This window comes from Deltaproteobacteria bacterium, assembly GCA_026129095.1.
Classification (GTDB): domain Bacteria; phylum JAGRBM01; class JAGRBM01; order JAGRBM01; family JAHCIT01; genus JAHCIT01.
The window spans coordinates 202,538-219,939 of record JAHCIT010000007.1 but is presented as its reverse complement, the minus strand read 5'-3'; the positions used below and the strand labels follow the sequence as shown (position 1 = coordinate 219,939).

Here is a 17,402-nt window from a genome sequence, read left to right as displayed (position 1 = left end):
AGCGCTTGGCAGCCCCGGCGCGTGGAAGCCGGAGAGTTTCAGGGACCGGCTGGCCGGGAAGCTCACAAACGCCGGATACCGGATAATTGGCGACGGCCAGGCGGACCTGGCCGGGACTGTAGAAATCGAAACCTCGGTCTGGAAAGGTCCCGACCGGGTGAAGTTCACGCTTTCCACAAAAGGCGAAACGGTTGTAACCGTCGATGATTCGATCAGCGACTACTACGGCGGCGGGATCAGCCTGGGTTCGGTGGGAGCGGATTCGGCGGCGGACAAAGCCGCCGACAAGATCGTTAATCTGGTCCGATCTTCTCCCCGAATTGCCGACCTCGCCAGGGCAAAAGAACCACCAGTCGTTCCGAAGCCAGTTGAAACCGCCTCGGTGGTACCCGTCGTAGCGCCAGCGGCCATTCCCGTTGCCGGTCCCAAGCGAATTACCGTCGCTCCTTTTACCGCGAAGGCCGGAGCCGATCCGACCTACTCGGAAGCCGTTCAGTCGGTGGTTGCCAGCGAAATCGCCAGGTCGAACTGCCTGATCCTCGCCACCGACCCTCAAAAGGGAGCCGATCTTGCCGTACAGGGCGAGATCGTGAAGTTCGGGCCCAGTTATATAGTATCGGCGATGATCGTCGAGGGCGGCACCGGGCGGGTGATCGCGTCCGCGAAGGTACAGGGACCGGAAGATCAGCTCCCTGCCAAGGCCGAAGAGCTGGGCGTAAAGCTCGCGGCGACCTGTCCGTGAGCGGGAAACTGTGATGAATGTACATTTCGCAGCCAAAATTCGTCTGGAGTGGCTGCCAATCGGTCTGGTTCGATTGGACTTTGGTTCGGTCCACTCCGAAAAAAGTCTGGTGCCTCTGGATTCTGGTTCGGTCCACTCTGGAAATGGTCCGGTCCACTCCGAAAGAAGCCTGGTCCTCTGCGAGATTTTGCTGGACCGATACAGATTCCGCTCTGGGCATCCGCTGGTCAGTGTCGTGAGCGGAGCACAGAAATCCCTCCCAGCTTGGAGTGAGTAACCATGGACGGTAAGGTGATGGGTCAGGTGACGGTGAAAAAGAGAGGCAAATCCGCTTTGACACCCGACGTTGCCGCTTGGGGCCGTCCCCGGTACCTCATCACAGGCTATTCGCCTGTCGTGCGGGCGCAGCTCCGCTACCTGAACAAGATCCAGCAGCTTTTGCCTGAATTCATGGTCCCGCTCCGGGACGAGGTTTTCCCGCTGTGGCGGACGTTTATGGACATTCGTATACGTTCGGAGGCGGCATCGGTGGCTGACGAACTCGCTAGCCGGGTAGTCGATCTGGAGGAGAGCTACCGCCTGGGCGGATGGTTCTCGTCCGAAGTGGCTTGGCAGCTCCACCGGTGGGCGGAGAGCGGAACAATGACTCTCCGGTTCGAGCGTGAAAACGAGATCGCCGAGACACTCGTTTGCGGAAGCTATCCATTCGCCTTCCCTCCCACCCTGGATTTCGAAGAAAAGCAGGTCCCTGATTGTACCAGCCGTATCAGGCCGGAGGCCTATCGGTACGGCCGCGACTACGCCGGAGCTATCTACAGCGTCCTTGGGGAGCGCGGGCTCTGGAAGCTGTCGCCGGATCACGCAGGCCTGGACCGGGACTGTGAGATACTCGTCCGGCATCACGTTCTAGGCCAGACCGAAAGTGAGATCTGCGAACGGATGAGTCTCCCCGATGACGTCGCGGCAGTTCGCGGAATTATTGATGCGATGGCGAAGACGATTCTGCTACCCATTGCAGAGGACGGATTTCCCGGTTCCGCGGAACATTGAACCCTGCCTTCGCCCCAAAACCCGCGTCAGATGGCCCTGCGAAAACTGTGACACTACCTGTCACATCCATGGGTTAGGCTTTATGCCGATACCCGGCCCGCCCCCGCTTCACCCGGTCACGGGGAGCGGCTAGATTGGCGGGGTTCGGATTGGACGGGGATTCTTCGGATGGGCGAAATAGCCCGGCCGGGTAATCTTAATCCGCCCATAGAGGGGTTCAGGGAGCGCAAATGCCCAAGGGGAAGAAGGCCGCTTACGAGAAATCGCCGCCCAAGCATGAAGGTGCGGTGACGAAGAAAAGCGGCGGCAAAGACAAGAGTAACGGCGGGGCGAACCTCGGGTTCGAGGAAAAGCTCTGGCAGGCGGCCGACAAGCTCCGCAACAACATGGACGCGGCGGAATACAAGCACGTCGTCCTGGGGCTGATCTTCCTGAAATACATTTCCGACGCCTTCGAGGAGCGCCGCTCGGGAATCCTGCGGGAGACTGCCGACCCCAAGAGCGACCTGTATCTGCCCAAGGACAAGGACCGGCGCGACCTCGCCGAGGACCGCGACCAGTACACCTCCGAAAACATCTTCTGGGTGCCCGGCAAGGCGCGGTGGGAACACATCCAGGCGAAGGCGAAAGACACCGCCATCGGGCGGATCATCGACGACGCCATGGAGGCGATCGAGAAGGAAAACCCGGTCCTGAAAGGCGTGCTGAACAAGGACTACGCCCGGCCGGCGCTGGACAAGACACGACTGGGCGAACTGATCGACCTGATCGGCACCATCGGCCTCGGCGACCGGGAGAGCCGGTCCAAGGACATCCTCGGCCGCGTCTATGAATATTTCCTCGGCAAGTTCGCGAGCGCCGAAGGCAAGCTGGGCGGCCAGTTCTACACGCCCCGGTCGGTGGTCCGCGTGCTGACGGAGATGATCGAGCCCTACAAGGGGCGTGTGTTCGACCCGTGCTGCGGCTCGGGCGGCATGTTCGTGCAGTCGGAGAAGTTCGTGGAGGCCCACGGCGGCAAGGTGGGCGACTTGTCGATTTACGGGCAGGAGTCGAACCCCACCACCTGGAAGCTCTGCAAGATGAACCTCGCGATCCGGGGGATCGAGGGGAACATCGGCGCGGAGAACGCCGACAGCTTCCACCGCGACCAGCACAAGGACCTGAAAGCCGACTTCATCCTGGCCAATCCGCCGTTCAACGTGAGCGACTGGGGAGGCGAACGCCTCAAGGACGACGTCCGGTGGAAATACGGCACGCCGCCCGCGGGCAACGCCAACTTCGCCTGGGTGCAGCACTTCCTGCACCACCTCGCGCCGAACGGGATCGCCGGATTCGTGCTGGCGAACGGTAGCATGTCGTCCGGCCAGTCGGGCGAAGGCGAGATCCGTAAAAGTATCGTCGAGGCCGATCTGGTGGACTGCATGATCGCGCTGCCGGGACAGCTCTTCTACTCGACCCCGATCCCCGCCTGCCTCTGGTTCCTCACACGCAGCAAGTCGAACGGGAAGTTCCGCGACCGCCGGGGCGAGACGCTGTTCATCGACGCCCGCAAGCTGGGCCAGATGGTGGACCGCACTCACCGGGAGTTGACCGACGACGACGTCGCCCGGATCGCGACTACCTATCACGCCTGGCGGGGCGAGAAGGACGCCGGTAAATACGAAGACATCCCCGGTTTCTGCAAGAGCGCGAAGCTGGGGGAGATCAAATCCCACGGCCATGTGCTGACGCCGGGCCGGTATGTGGGGGCTGAGGATATCGAGGACGACGGCGAACCGTTCGAGGAGAAGATCAAGCGGCTGTCGGCGAAGCTTGAAGAACAGTTTGCCGAAAGTGCCCGGCTGGAGAGGCAGATTCGGGAGATTTTACGAGGTCTTGTATGAACCAAGAGATCTCGATCCAGGAAATTGGTGATGTCGCAAATATCGAAATGGGTCAATCCCCGCCCGGCGATACATATAATAATTCGGGTAGTGGGGTGCCGCTTCTAAATGGCCCGACAGAATTTGGTTCGATTCATCCTGATCCGCAACTTTGGACCACCGCTCCAACCAGACTTTGCAGGGTGGGCGATATCTTGTTTTGTGTTCGCGGTTCGACCACCGGTCGGATGAACTGGGCTGATAAAGAGTACTGCATTGGGCGAGGACTTGGTGCTTTCAGGGCAAAATCCGATACCACCGATACGCGTTTTTTGTATTTCGCAATTGTGAATGATCTAGATCGGCTGTTGTCACTCTGCGCTGGTTCAGTATTTCCCAATCTTTCGAGGTCTGATATTGCCGAATTTCAGGTTCCTTGGCCTTCGAGAAGGATGAGGTCTGCCATCGCCTCGATCCTCGGCGCCCTCGACGACAAGATCGAGCTGAACCGGAAGATGAACGAGACGCTGGAGCAGACCGCCAGGGCGATCTTCCAGAGCTGGTTCGTGGATTTCGACCCGGTCCGGGCGAAGGCCGAAGGCCGCCGCCCGTTCGGTATGGACGACGCCACGGCCGCCCTGTTCCCCGACTCGTTTGAGGATTCGCCGCTAGGGAAGATCCCGAAGGGGTGGAGGGTTCAACCCATCAATGATTGCGTGCGGATAGCTGGCGGGAGCACGCCGAGCACGGAAAAACCTGAATATTGGGTCGGTGGGACGTACCACTGGACGACTCCAAAAGACCTGTCGAATCTGAATAGCCCGGTTCTGCTGGACACGGAGCGGATGATCACAGAGGCGGGGCTGCGTGGAATCAGTTCGGGCCTATTGCCCGCTGGAACGGTGCTGCTCTCGTCGCGCGCTCCGATTGGATACCTCGCCGTCTCGGAAGTTCCGGTCGCAATCAATCAGGGATATATCGCGATGGTATGTGACGGCTTACTGCCGAACCTCTACGTGTTGAATTGGGCGCGATCAAACCTGGATGTGATTATCGGTCGTGCCAACGGAACTACATTTCAAGAGATTAGCAAAGGGAATTTCCGCCCGATTCCCGCGATAGTTCCTGTAAAAGCAGTTTTGGACTCTTTTATGAGTTCTGTTGGTTCCGCCTATCGGAGAATGGTGGCAAATCTCCAGGAAACCAAGACGCTTATGCAACTTCGCGACACGCTGCTGCCGAAGCTGATGAGCGGGGAGTTGCGGGTGAAGGACGCGGAGAAGCTGGCGGGGGAGAAGGTGTGATGAAACGAGAAGCCAAGCTACTCCTTGAAAAGGCTTGCGACTCTCTTTTGCTGAGCATCGAACTCTTTAATCGACCACACGATCGCGGACGGGTAAGTTCGACGCTGATTCAGATTGACCATGCGTTCGAAATGCTGCTGAAGGCCGCGATCGTCTACCGAGGGGGGCGAATTCGCGAGAAACGGGCCAAGGAAACGATCGGTTTTGACGCTTGTGTGCGGCGAGGATTGAGTGATGGACGGATTAAGTTTCTGACAGATGAGCAAGCCCTAACACTGCAAACTATCAATGGTCTTCGTGACGCCGCGCAGCATCACCTTTTGGAGATCTCAGAAGGCCAACTATACCTTCATGAACAATCTGGGGTGACGCTATTTAGAGATCTATTAAAAAATGTATTTGATCAAAACTTAACGGATTACCTGCCAAACAGAGTTCTTCCGATATCGACGACTCCACCAACTACTCTAGCTTCGATGTTCGACACAGAGGCGAAGGAAATCCAGAAACTTCTCGGACCCAAGCGGCGGCGCCAGATCGAAGCGGAAGCCCGCCTCCGTCCCCTCGTTATCCTTGACGCGACAATCCGTGGACAAAAGGGACAGCCAAGTTCCTCTGAATTGCGGCATATCGGAGAGGAATTGCTCAGGGGAAAAAGTTGGGCAGAATTATTCCCAGGTGTTGCGGCGGTCGAAATTCGCTCGGATGCGACAGGTCCAGCGATATCCCTGCGGTTGTCTAAGAAGGAAGGCATTCCGATTCAGCTTGTTCCAGAGGGGACACCCGACGCGGCTGTCGTGGGCGTGAAGCGCATCAATGAACTCGATTTTTACAGTCTTGGTGCAAAACAGCTGGCCGAAAAGGTGTCGTTGACTGTGCCGAAGGCTGTTGCGGTTGTGGATCATTTAGGAATCCGCCAGCAGCCTGATTGCTACAAGGAAATCAGAATTGGCAACGCTGGATTTAAACGGTATTCGATTAAGGCCGTAGAAAAAATTAAAGACGCACTTAAAAATGAGAGTGCCGAGAGCATTTGGGCAGCGCTTCATCCGCTAAGGGTCACTCAATGACGAGAAGTGTCACCAAATCCCACCACGAAGAAACTTGCGTGGAGTGGTGCCGTGAGCTGTTGGGATATGTAGTGAATCTGGCAGAGGAGCGGGTGTGAGGGGACAGGAGCAGGAACGACCGAAATTCCAGCTCCCAGGAAAGCTGGAAACGCTCAAGGCGATCTTATCGGACTATTATGGGCGTAAGGGACGTATGCTGCTCCAAAAGATTCTGGTAAACTCCACTCACTCGGTTGAAGAGGAATACGACTATGATGGCTGGGATGGGGGACAATCCGGGCATCTTGTGCGCATGGCTATTCCCTCAGAAATATATTTCGAAACTCTCGATTCAAAAGCTTCGATTGAAGAAGAGCTAGAAAAGGGCTTCAATAAAATTGACAACACGCCGCATGAGCATGTTGCAAAAGTGCAATTAGAGCTTCGGGCGGGGCCGGAATTTAAAAACTGGAAAGAGCGTTCGGGAGTTCTTGTTGAAGAAACCTCCGCTCTTCCGGTGTCCGACGAAGACATAAATAAAATATGGATTTCAGGGCACCTACGGGCATTTATCAGCCACGAAGCGAAGCACAAAGAGAAGGCCACTCAGTTTAAAGATGCGTTATTGCCATGCGGAATTTCGAGTTTCGTCGCGCATGAGGATATAGAAGTCACCAAGCCTTGGCAGGATGAAATTGAGCGTGCATTGAAAACAATGCATGTGATGATTCTCCTGGTCACGGAAAGTTTTGGAAGTAGCTTCTGGACGAATCAGGAAATTGGATTCGCTCTGGGCCGTGGAGTGCTGATCATACCAGTGAGAACTGGTGCAGACCCTGTTGGGTTTGTTAGCAAATATCAGGCATTGGCTGGGAAAGGCCAAAAGCCAGCTGATATATCGAGAAAAATTGTTTCGGTAATGCTTAAACAAAAGGCGATTGGTGAGGCGCTAATTGATTCCATGATCAATTGCTTTGAAAAGTCTCCATCCTATACCCAAGCAAATTCGTCGATGGATTTTCTGGAGTTATTAGAGACGCTGTCTTCGGAGCAGATATCTCGCTTGGAGTCGGCTCCGAAAAACAACCCTAACGTTGAAACTGCCTATAGTGTTAGGAATCGGCTGCCAAATCTTCTCCAGCGATTGAAGCAAGGTAAATGAGCTAAGAGGCATTTGAATAGTGGTCGCCGAATCCGATCTCGAAGAGCTGTGCCTGGAGTGGTTCCGGGATAGGCCGAATGAGATAGCGAGACTAAATAGGGAGCGGGTGTGAGCGTCGACATAACGTTCCACTATCCACCAGAGCTGATGAATCTGCTTATCAGCACGATCCCGCTTTTAAACAAAGCCAAAAAGGACGTTTTCCTCTTCTTCAAGGGTGCTGGTGTTTCGGACGCACTCGTTGTTGGTCCGTTCCAACAGTGGGAGCGCGAGCCCAAAAGCATAAATAAATTCGATATTGTCCGTCAGATTCTGACCGCCCTCAACCAAAAGGGGGAAGTTTGCCTAAGAGAGCGTAGGGAGGTTCTTAAGCGCGTAGTGGAGTTCGAAAACTTCTCGGTCTGCTGGGACGAAGATCGGCTCAAGGCTCGTGGGCTGGTCACGGAGGTACGTGAATTAGTTAACGTCAAAGATAGCTTCACGAGGATAGATATTGAACGAGAACGCGAGAGAAAACTGCGTCTCGATCAAGAACAGGTGAAGAAGGAAGCTATCCGCCGACGAGCGCTAGCAATTGAGACCTCAAAAAACGACCTCTTCCGAATCTTCGCGATAAGTAATCCGCAAGAACGGGGCAAAGCTCTTGAGCCAGCTCTAAATGCGTTATTCAAAGCGTTCGATATAGGCATAAGGGACGCCTTCACTGTAGTCGGTGGATCGGGCGAAGGCGTCGTTGAGCAGATTGATGGCGTAATTGATCTTGATGGACACGTTTATTTTGTCGAGATGAAGTGGTGGAATACACCACTAGGCGTGCCGCAAATATCCGAACATTTGGTAAGGGTGTATCATCGTGCGGAAGGAAGAGCGTTAATTATATCTGCGAGTGATTTTACTGAACCAGCAATCAGCACTTGCCGGGATGCCCTTCAACAAAAAGTGATCGTGCTTTGTACTCTTGAAGAAATTGTATTGGCCTTAAATAAGGGTTCTGATTTCAAAAATGTGCTGAGAGAAAAAATCAGATCCGCAATTATAGATAAAAATCCATATTCAAGGATCGTGACCTAGTGACATTGTAATATATGAAAAATTAGGGTGCTGTATGAACGGAGATATCCGTAAAGCGTTAATAATCGCATTGGCTGGCGTCAAAGAAACTATAGATGAAGCTCAGAAATCGCTAAATCGGCTAGACCCGTATTTCTTTCATTATGGGGACGATGATTTAGGTGATAGTGAGAAAGACCTCGATTACGAAAGATATTACGGTGATCTACAACAGGTATTTTTATCATTATGTGCGATGATGGAAGCATATGGATTTAATACACTATTAACTGATAATAAAGCGAAATGGGAAGAAAGTAATGGTGGCAGAAATCCTGAGGATATAGAGCCGGTACCCGACTATGACTGTTTGCACAGTCATCAACTCAACCTTTTAGTAACTTACTATTATGCTGTAGTAGCGTTAGTTGGTGGAGCTTCGGCATTGAAGGGCAAAACACAAGAGGATGCAGTTGAGGAGGAAGCCTTTAGAGGACTATCAAGAAGGCTTGAAAGTTTAGGACATTATACAAAAAAACTTGGTGCTGAGCCTAAAAGTGAGCCTGAATTACATAAACTCGCGAGAGCATGGTTATCGACGGAATACGTCGATTATGTTGATCGTCCCAAGATATCGAGGCCAATCAAGGGATTTGAACCGGATTTCGGATTGCTCGATTCACACGTTGCCGTCGAGCTCAAATTCGTAGATAAAGAAGAGGAGCTGAAGGTCGCGTTTTCAGGAATTCTGGAGGACGCAAATGGGTATAAGCCTGGTCAATGGAAGAGATTCATTTCGCTTATATATCAGACGGAAGCATTTACCACTCGAGATATATTTCAAAGTGAATTAGACCGAAGCGGGATTAACGACTGGAGAGCAATAGTCGTAACTGGTGGCGGCGGGAGGAAGGTTCGAGTGAAGAAGACTCCAGCAAAAACTCGCGCGGACGCAGCCAGCACACCCAAATCTAAGTAATGGTTACCGAATCCCACCTCGAAGAAGCATGCCTGGAGTGGTTCCGAGGGCTGGGGTATTCGGTCGAATACGGTCCGAACATCGAACCGGAAGGGCCGAGACCGGAGCGTAAAGAGTTTTCCGAAGTCCTGCTTGAAGGCCGGGTGCGGGACGCGCTGGCGCGGCTGAACCCCAAGATCCCCGCTGACGCGCTGGACGAGGCATTCCGGAAGATCCAGCGGATCGGCGCACCGTCGCTCGTCGGCACAAACCGGGCGTTCCACCAGCTGCTCGTGGAAGGCGTGGATGTCGAATACCTGCTGTCCGGGGGCGGCACCAGGCACGACAAGGTCGCGCTGATCGATTTCGACCGGCCGGACCGGAACGACTGGCTCGCCGTGAACCAGTTCACGGTGATCGAGAACCGGATGAACCGGCGGCCAGATATCGTCGTGTTCGTGAACGGCCTGCCGCTCGCCGTGCTGGAGCTGAAGAATCCCGGCGACGAAGAGGCCAATATCTGGACCGCCTTCAACCAGCTCCAGACCTACAAGCAGCAGATCACGTCGCTCTTCGGCCCGAACGAGCTTCTGGTGGTGTCGGACGGCGTGAACGCGCGGGTCGGATCGCTCACGGCCGACAAGGAGCGGTTCAACCCCTGGCGGACGATCCGGGGCGAGACCGACATGCCGCAGGGGCTCCTCGAACTGGAGGTCCTTGTTCGCGGGCTGTTCGAGAAGGAGAGATTTCTCGACTATCTGCACTATTTCATCGTCTTCGAGCAGGAGGACGCAGCCACGATCAAGAAGATCGCCGGCTACCACCAGTTCCATGCGGTCCGGACGGCGGTGGAGGCCACGGTTACGGCGACGAAGAAGGACCGCCGCGCCGGGGTCGTCTGGCACACCCAGGGGTCGGGCAAGAGCCTCACGATGACGTTCTATGCCGGACGGGTCATCCAGCATCCGGCGATGGAGAACCCAACGCTTGTGGTGATTACCGACCGCAACGACCTGGACGACCAGCTTTTCGGCGTCTTCAGCCGGTGCAGCGAGCTGTTGCGCCAGAAACCGCAGCAGGCGAAGGACCGTGGCGACCTGAGGGAACTGCTCACGCGGGCGTCCGGCGGGGTGATCTTCACGACGATCCAGAAGTTCATGCCCGAAGCGAAGGGCGAGAAGTTCCCGATGCTCTCCGACCGGCGCAATATCGTGGTGATCGCCGACGAAGCGCACCGGACGCAGTATGACTTCATCGACGGGTTCGCCCGGCATATGCGGGACGCGCTCCCGAACGCCTCGTTCATCGGCTTCACCGGGACGCCGATCGAGCTGTCGGACAAGAACACGCGCAGCGTGTTCGGCGACTACATCAGCGTTTACGACATCCAGCGGGCAGTTTTGGACGGCGCGACGGTGCCGATCTACTACGAGAGCCGACTCGCCAAGCTCGAACTTAAAGACAGCGAGAAGCCTCGGGTGGACGCCGAGTTCGACGAAATTACCGAGGACGAAGAGACCTCCCGCAAGGAAAAGCTCAAGAGCAAGTGGGCGGCGCTCGAAGCACTGGTCGGTTCCGAGAAGCGGATCAAACTGATCGCGGAAGACCTGGTGAAGCATTTCGAGAACCGCACTTCGGCCATGTCCGGCAAGGCGATGGTCGTCTGCATGAGCCGCCGGATCTGCGTGGACCTCTACAAGGCGATCACGGCGCTTCGCCCCGGCTGGCACGACGACTCGGACGACAAGGGGCGGATCAAGGTCGTGATGACCGGCTCCGCCGACGACAATCCCGACTGGCAGGTCCATATCCGCAACAAGCCCCGGCGCGAGGATCTGGCCAAGCGGTTCAAGAACCCGGCCGACCCGTTCCAGATCGTGATCGTGCGGGATATGTGGCTCACCGGTTTCGACGCACCCTGCCTGCACACGATGTACGTGGACAAGCCGATGCGCGGTCACGGTCTGATGCAGGCGATCGCGCGGGTGAACCGGGTGTTCAAGGACAAGCCGGGCGGTCTCGTGGTGGACTACCTCGGGCTCGCCGACCAGCTGAAATATGCGCTCGCCACCTATACGGAGAGCGGCGGACAGGGCAGCACGGCAGTCGATCAGGCGGAGGCGGTCGCCGTCCTCAAGGAGAAGTTCGAGATCTGCCAGCACCTGCTTCATGGGTTTGAATACCGGCAGGTGATCGGGAAACCGAGGGAACAGCTTGCGCTGCTCCCGATGGTGCTCGATTTCGTGATCGGTCTTGAGGACGGCCGCTCCCGGTTCCTGAAAGCGGTGGCGGACCTTTCGAAGGCGTTCGCGCTGGCCGCCCCCCATGAGGACGCGCTCGCTATCCGGGACGAGGTGGCGTTCCTCCAGATGGTTCAGGGCGCACTGGCGAAGACCGGGACCGCCTCCACCCGCGACCCGGAGGATATCGAACACGCCATCCGTCAATTGGTATCCAGTGCCGTGGCGCCGACCGGCGTGATCGATATTTTCGCGGCAGCCGGCCTCAAGAAACCGGATATCTCGATTCTCTCCGACGAGTTCCTGGCGGAAATCCGGGGGATGCCGCACCGGAATCTGGCACTAGAGACGCTCAAGAAGCTCCTGAACGACGAGATCAGGCAGCGGTCGAAACGCAATCTCGTCCAGTCCAAGAGTTTCTCCGAGATGCTGGAGAAGTCGGTCAAAAGCTACCAGAACCGGGCCATCGAGACCGCCAAGGTGATCGAGGAGTTGATTGAACTCGCCAAGGAGATGCGGAAGGCGCAGGACCGGGGTGACAAACTTGGTCTCTCCGATGACGAACTGGCCTTCTACGACGCTCTGGAAGTGAACGACAGCGCCGTAAAGGTGCTGGGCGACGACACGTTACGGAATATTGCCCGCGAGCTGGTCGAAAAGGTCCGCAAAAACGCCACTATCGACTGGACCGTCAAGGAAAGCGTCCGCGCGAAACTACGCAGCCTCGTGAAGGTGATCCTGAAACGCTACGGCTATCCACCCGACAAACAGGAAAAGGCGATCCAGACGGTCCTCAGCCAGGCGGAATTGTTCGCCGAGAAGTGGGCGGCGTGAGGGCGCGTGGATGATTGACGATCCGAGAAGCTTCAGAGGAACTCACCGAGGCCATTATCTTCCTTTGTCCCGAAGCAATGGCAATGGTTTCCGCTGCGCCCAGGATGTGAGATGACTCAAATGAACACGCGTTGGTCGGCTCGATTAGAATTTCAATCATCGCCATCGTAATAATGGGCAATGTATTGCTTATCAGTCGAATACTTATTCGATCGCTTATCAAGAATACGGGTGTAATCCTTAGATGAGTATCGCCGTACAAATCGCGATTGTATTAGGTTTCATGGCCGTTGCGGCATCATTCAGTCGTCATAAATGGCTAGCGAAACGCCATGGGGCAGAGATTAAAAAACTAGCCGATGAATTGTTGCCAGACCCATACGATCCAGTAGCGCTCGATCTCCGGATGCGGGTATCAACTCAGGATTGTTGCGAAGAAGTCCCAGAACTCGAAGTGCAAATCGGCCAAATGTCCTCGAATACCCGCGATGCTGGCGATCAATTAAGGGCCGGACTTATCACCGCCGGTATCGAAGCAGCTGTCATCCGGACGGCAGATGTGCTTCACGAACTTTCGACAGTTGATGGTGCATATTACGAAGCTATGCAAAGATTGTCGGGAACTCAGCTGAGAACTTTCGGTGATTTGAGCCAACAGATTCAGGGGTATGAACATTCATTATGGACAGGATTAAGTGACGCAGGACTGAATAAACTGAAGGGCCATCTCGCCGAGGTCGTGGTCGCTAATCATTTGGTTCATGCGGGGCTAAATGTTGGATGGCCCGAATCCTCTAACCAGACAGGTTGGGACCTGATACTCCACGGTCATGAGGTAAACGTAAAACTTGTGGCCGATGCCCACCAGCTCGCCGGACATTTTGCCCGTTTTCCGGATATTCCTGTTGTCATTCCATCAGACGCGGTGCATGTGCCGGCCAGTGCGTTCCATCTAGATGCACATGCTTCAGCTAATGATCTGCTTCACTATTTAAGCTCGGGTAAAGATCATCTTGTTATCGTTGATCATAGCCTAACCGGTGCGGCTGTTACGGAGCATGCGGCAAATGCAACTCACGCCGCATTGGGCTCACCAGACATAGTCGACTTACACTTTCCGTGGATAACGGCCGTATTTTCCGGGTGGCGGGAATTTAATCTATTAGATAAAGGCCACACAGACTTAGTTACGGCAGTTGGGAATGCGGGATTTGATATTGGTGGAGTTGCGATTGGGGGCACCGCAGGTGGGAAAATTGGGGCTGCTATAGGAACATTTATCGCTCCTGGTGTGGGGACGGCAATTGGCGGAGTTCTTGGTGGAATCTTTGGCGCAATCGGTGGCCGACTTTTGTCTGAAAATCTGAAAGAACGACCGTTACGGGCGTCACTAGAAGAGTACGAGAAGGCACGAGCTGGTTTTGGCGAGACGGCGAAGCGTTTAAACAACGAAATGCAGTCTACGTTTGATGCAGAAAAAGCGAGATATCAGTCGGACCTTACAAAATTAGTAAACCAACACAATAGTGCAATTGGGCAAGTCGTATTGGATCTGCAGAGATGGCTGCACACCTGCGAATGTCCTGATGACTCAGTGATAATCGGTTTACTTGCGGCCGGACGAAACGAAATTATTCAGCATCAAAAGGAGATCGCGGCGCAATTGACGCGGACCTCGATTCTGCGGAGAATCTTTTGGCCAGATCGACGGATCCTAGTATTCTGGAAAGCGATATCGCTTTGCCGCGAACGATTGAAAAAACTTATGTCGTTAACCGATCTATTGCGCGCAAAACGGCAGGTGTTTCGTTCTGACATAGTTTCTCTCTTTGCGTCTTTCGGGGTGTGGCGCGATCAATATTTATTGTCAGTGAAAGAGCACCACACCGAACGGATCAGACGCGAGTCAGAACTTCGGCAACTCATCGACGAGGGACGGGCTCGTATTAGCGAAGCCAGATTCAAGGCTTTGGACGCTTTATCCCAACTGGTGACACGTCTTGTTGAGGACATGACACGTAGACTCGAACCGCTTCAAGTTGACCTTGCGAAACGTATGGAGGCCGTAAAGATCGAAGGCCGTAAACTTGGGAAAGAATTCTAGAGATTTAGATAGCCGTTTCATCGAAAATCCCGGCTCCCCACCCGCTCCGGCCTGATCTTGAGCTTCGGCTCCCAAAGCCGTTCGGCGACCAGGTGGACCACGCCGTCTTCGGACTGGAGCTTCCCGGTGACTCCCATCAGCGAAGCCGACTTGGCGATAACGGAATAGTGTTCGAACACCTTCCTCCAGACGATGAGGTTCACGAAGCCGGTCTCGTCTTCAAGCGTGTAGAAGGTCACCCCGTTGGCGGTCCCCGGATGCTGGCGGCAGATGACGATACCGGCGTAGCGGACCCGGTCGCCGTGCTTCATTCCTGACAGAGTCTTGGCGTCGGGGAGCCTCTGCCGGATGAGTTCGGGCCGGAGTTCCGACAGGGGGTGCGCCTCCGTGCTGTGGCCTTTTGTCCGGTAGTCCCAGGCGATTGTCTCGAAAGCGTTGAGCGGCCGAAAACCGGGATTCGCGGCGACGGTATCCAGCGGTAGCGAAAACTGCCGGCTGCTCAGGAGTCCGCGCACCTCCCAGAGCATCGCTCGCCGGTCACCCCCGAAGGCATCCAGCGCACCGGCTTCAGCCAGGGTGTTCAAGGCATTTTCATCCAGCTTCGTACGGCGGACAAAATCGGCCAACGACGCGAACGGTTTACCGGCAAGCATTTTCTCCCAATCGGCCGCACCCAGACCATTCACAAAGCGAAGCCCCATCCGGATAGAACCGCTTTCGAGGGCACAGTCCCAATCACTCAGGGTGACATCGGCAGGGAGCACTCTCACGCCATGCCGTTTGGCATCGTCGATGATCGTGGAGGGACTGTAGAAGCCCATCGGCTGGGCATTAAGGAGCGCACAGGTGAACTCCACGGGGTAATGAGTCCTGAGATACGCCGTTGCGTAGCTGATCAGCGCGAAACTGGCGGCGTGGCTCTCGGGGAAGCCGTATTCGCCAAAACCCCTGATCTGCTCGAAGACCCGTTCGGCAAACTCCGGGGCGATCCCTTTGGCAGTCATCCGCTGGACGAGCCGTTCGTGGTGTTTCTCGATCCGGCCGGTCTTTCGCCACGCGGCCATGTCCCGCCGGAGCTGGTCCGCTTCGCCGGGGGTGTAGTCGGCGGCGACAACGGCCAGCCGCATCACCTGTTCCTGAAAGAGCGGCACGCCGAGCGTTTTCTCCAGAACCGGGCGAAGCAGTTCATGGGGGTACGTGACAGGTTCCTTGCCGTGCTTGCGGCGAAGGTAGGGATGCACCATGCCGCCAGTGATGGGTCCGGGCCGGACGATGCTCACCTCGATCACGAGGTCGTAGAAGGTCCGGGGCTTCAGCCTGGGTAGCATCGCCATCTGCGCCCGGCTCTCGATCTGAAAAACACCGACGGTATCGGCCCGGCACATGAGGTCATACGTAGCGGGGTCTTCCGCCGGGATCGTGGCCATCGAAAGCTCAATCCCCCGGTGCTCCTTCAGCAGCCGGAAGCAGATGTCGAGCATCGTCAGTGCGCCAAGACCCAGCAGATCCACCTTGAACAACCCAAGGCTCTCCACGTCCTCCTTGTCCCATTGGATGACGGTCCGGCCCGGCATGGTCGCGTTTTCGATCGGCACGAGGTCGTGGACCGGCTCATGGCCGAGCAGGAAACCGCCGGGATGGATGGAGAGGTGCCGGGGGAAATCGATAATCTCCTCGCACAGGCGAATGAGGTGCCCGCAGGCCGGTGCATCGGGATCGAAACCAGCCTGGTGGAGCAGTTCCGGCGACGGCGGGCTGTAGTAGTCCATGAGTTTCGCTACCCGGTCGAGGGCGGTTTCTGGGAAACCAAGCGCCTTGCCTATGTCCCGGACGGCCGAGCGGCCCCGGTAGCGGATGATGTTGGCGACCATCGCGGCCCGGTCGCGGCCGTACTTTTCATAGACATGCTGGATTACTTCTTCACGACGGGCATGGGAGATGTCGAGATCGATGTCAGGCGGTTCCGCCCGTTCTTTCGAGAGAAACCGTTCGAACAGCAGCCCCATGCGAACCGGATCAATCGCCGTAATGCCAAGGCAGTAACAGAGAGCGGAGTTCGCGGCCGATCCCCGCCCCTGGCAGAGGATTTCGTTCGCCCGGCAGTATTCGACGATCTCCCACATGGTCAGGAAGTAACCGGCGTAGTCCAGCTCCTCGACGAGCGAGATTTCCTTGTGGAGTTGGGCCGTCACGTCGGCGGGCACACCATCCGGGTACCGCTTGGCGGCTCCCTGCGCCGCCAGCACCCGCAGCCACCCGGAAGTCGTGAGCCCGGAGGGGAGCCTTTCGTCCGGATAGCGGTAGCGGATCTCGGAAAGCGAGAAAGAACACAGGTCAGCAATCTCAACGGTCCGGCGAACTGCGCCAGGGTCGTCTGCGAACAGGCGGCTGAAACTTTCCGGCGGAATGAGACCGTTCTGCGCGTTCGGGCGGATGCGGGTTCCGGCGGTCGCAAGCGTAACACCGTGCCGGATGCAGGAGAGTACATCTTGAAGATGTTTCCGTGAACGCTGGTGATAGAGAACTTCAGCGGCAGCAACCGTCTGGACGCCATGGCGGACGGCCCATTCTCTCAGCGAAACCTCGTCGTCGTTTTCTTCAGCCACACGGTGACGAGCGAGGAGTGCATAAAGGCGAAGCCCGAAGGCGGCCTTTAGATTATCGGCGGCTTCAACCGGTCTCCGGCACAGGCAGAACAGACCCTCCGCGTGTTCGCAGAGTTCCGCCAAGGTCACTTCCGATTCGCCCTTGGGCTTGCGGAGCCGCCCCTTTGAGATCAGGCGGCAGAGGTTTGCGTATCCCGGCCGGTCTTTCGCCAGCAGGACGACCGGCGAAATACCGGGCACAGTGACTTCGGAACCAGCGATCAGCTTGATACCCAACTCTTTCGCCCGGACATGCGCCCGGACGATCCCGTACAAACCGTCCCGGTCGGTAACCGCGATGGCGGGCAGGCCCAGCCGGTGAGCCGTCTCTATCAGTTCCTCTGGGTGGCTCGCCCCTTCCAGGAACGAATAGTTCGTCTTGCACCAGAGCGGCACATACAT

11 protein-coding genes are annotated in these 17,402 nt (G+C 56.2%); 10 read left to right on the top strand and 1 reads right to left on the bottom strand.

Going from position 1 to position 17,402, the window contains the following annotated elements; genetic code table 11:
- The 10 genes from KIT79_11795 to KIT79_11750 form a co-directional block, all read left to right on the top strand.
- Positions 1 to 742 (top strand): hypothetical protein (locus KIT79_11795; GenBank protein MCW5829984.1); only part of this gene is annotated, 742 nt, incomplete at its 5' end.
- 279 nt (positions 743 to 1,021) lie between these two features.
- The gene (locus tag KIT79_11790; GenBank protein ID MCW5829983.1) at positions 1,022 to 1,792 is read left to right on the top strand and encodes a hypothetical protein; all 771 of its coding nucleotides are present in this window, start codon (positions 1,022 to 1,024) and stop codon (positions 1,790 to 1,792) included.
- 230 nt (positions 1,793 to 2,022) lie between these two features.
- Positions 2,023 to 3,675, top strand: a complete 1,653-nt coding sequence (locus KIT79_11785) for an SAM-dependent DNA methyltransferase (GenBank protein ID MCW5829982.1) — start codon at positions 2,023 to 2,025, stop codon at positions 3,673 to 3,675.
- Positions 3,672 to 4,958 carry a restriction endonuclease subunit S gene (locus KIT79_11780; GenBank protein MCW5829981.1) on the top strand — a complete coding sequence of 429 codons (1,287 nt, stop codon included), beginning with the start codon at positions 3,672 to 3,674 and terminating at the stop codon, positions 4,956 to 4,958. The genes KIT79_11785 and KIT79_11780 overlap by 4 nt, the downstream gene beginning before the upstream one ends.
- A complete protein-coding gene (locus KIT79_11775; protein ID MCW5829980.1) occupies positions 4,958 to 6,028 on the top strand; it encodes a hypothetical protein in 1,071 nt (356 codons plus the stop codon). Before KIT79_11780 ends, KIT79_11775 begins: the two co-directional genes overlap by 1 nt.
- A 94-nt stretch (positions 6,029 to 6,122) precedes the next feature.
- Positions 6,123 to 7,169 carry a toll/interleukin-1 receptor domain-containing protein gene (locus tag KIT79_11770; protein ID MCW5829979.1) on the top strand — a complete coding sequence of 349 codons (1,047 nt, stop codon included), beginning with the start codon at positions 6,123 to 6,125 and terminating at the stop codon, positions 7,167 to 7,169.
- A 147-nt stretch (positions 7,170 to 7,316) separates the two neighbouring features.
- A complete protein-coding gene (locus KIT79_11765) occupies positions 7,317 to 8,240 on the top strand; it encodes a restriction endonuclease (GenBank protein MCW5829978.1) in 924 nt (307 codons plus the stop codon).
- 34 nt (positions 8,241 to 8,274) lie between these two features.
- Positions 8,275 to 9,198 carry a hypothetical protein gene (locus KIT79_11760; protein MCW5829977.1) on the top strand — a complete coding sequence of 308 codons (924 nt, stop codon included), beginning with the start codon at positions 8,275 to 8,277 and terminating at the stop codon, positions 9,196 to 9,198.
- Complete coding sequence (locus KIT79_11755; GenBank protein MCW5829976.1) at positions 9,198 to 12,251, top strand: type I restriction endonuclease subunit R; 3,054 nt, start codon at positions 9,198 to 9,200, stop codon at positions 12,249 to 12,251. Before KIT79_11760 ends, KIT79_11755 begins: the two co-directional genes overlap by 1 nt.
- A 244-nt stretch (positions 12,252 to 12,495) precedes the next feature.
- Positions 12,496 to 14,355, top strand: coding sequence for a hypothetical protein (locus tag KIT79_11750; protein MCW5829975.1), 1,860 nt, complete (start codon positions 12,496 to 12,498; stop codon positions 14,353 to 14,355).
- 17 nt (positions 14,356 to 14,372) lie between these two features.
- Here the strand turns inward: KIT79_11750 and KIT79_11745 are convergent, their stop codons facing one another.
- Positions 14,373 to 17,402: an error-prone DNA polymerase gene (locus KIT79_11745; protein MCW5829974.1), complete on the bottom strand. Its 3,030-nt coding sequence runs from the start codon at positions 17,400 to 17,402 to the stop codon at positions 14,373 to 14,375.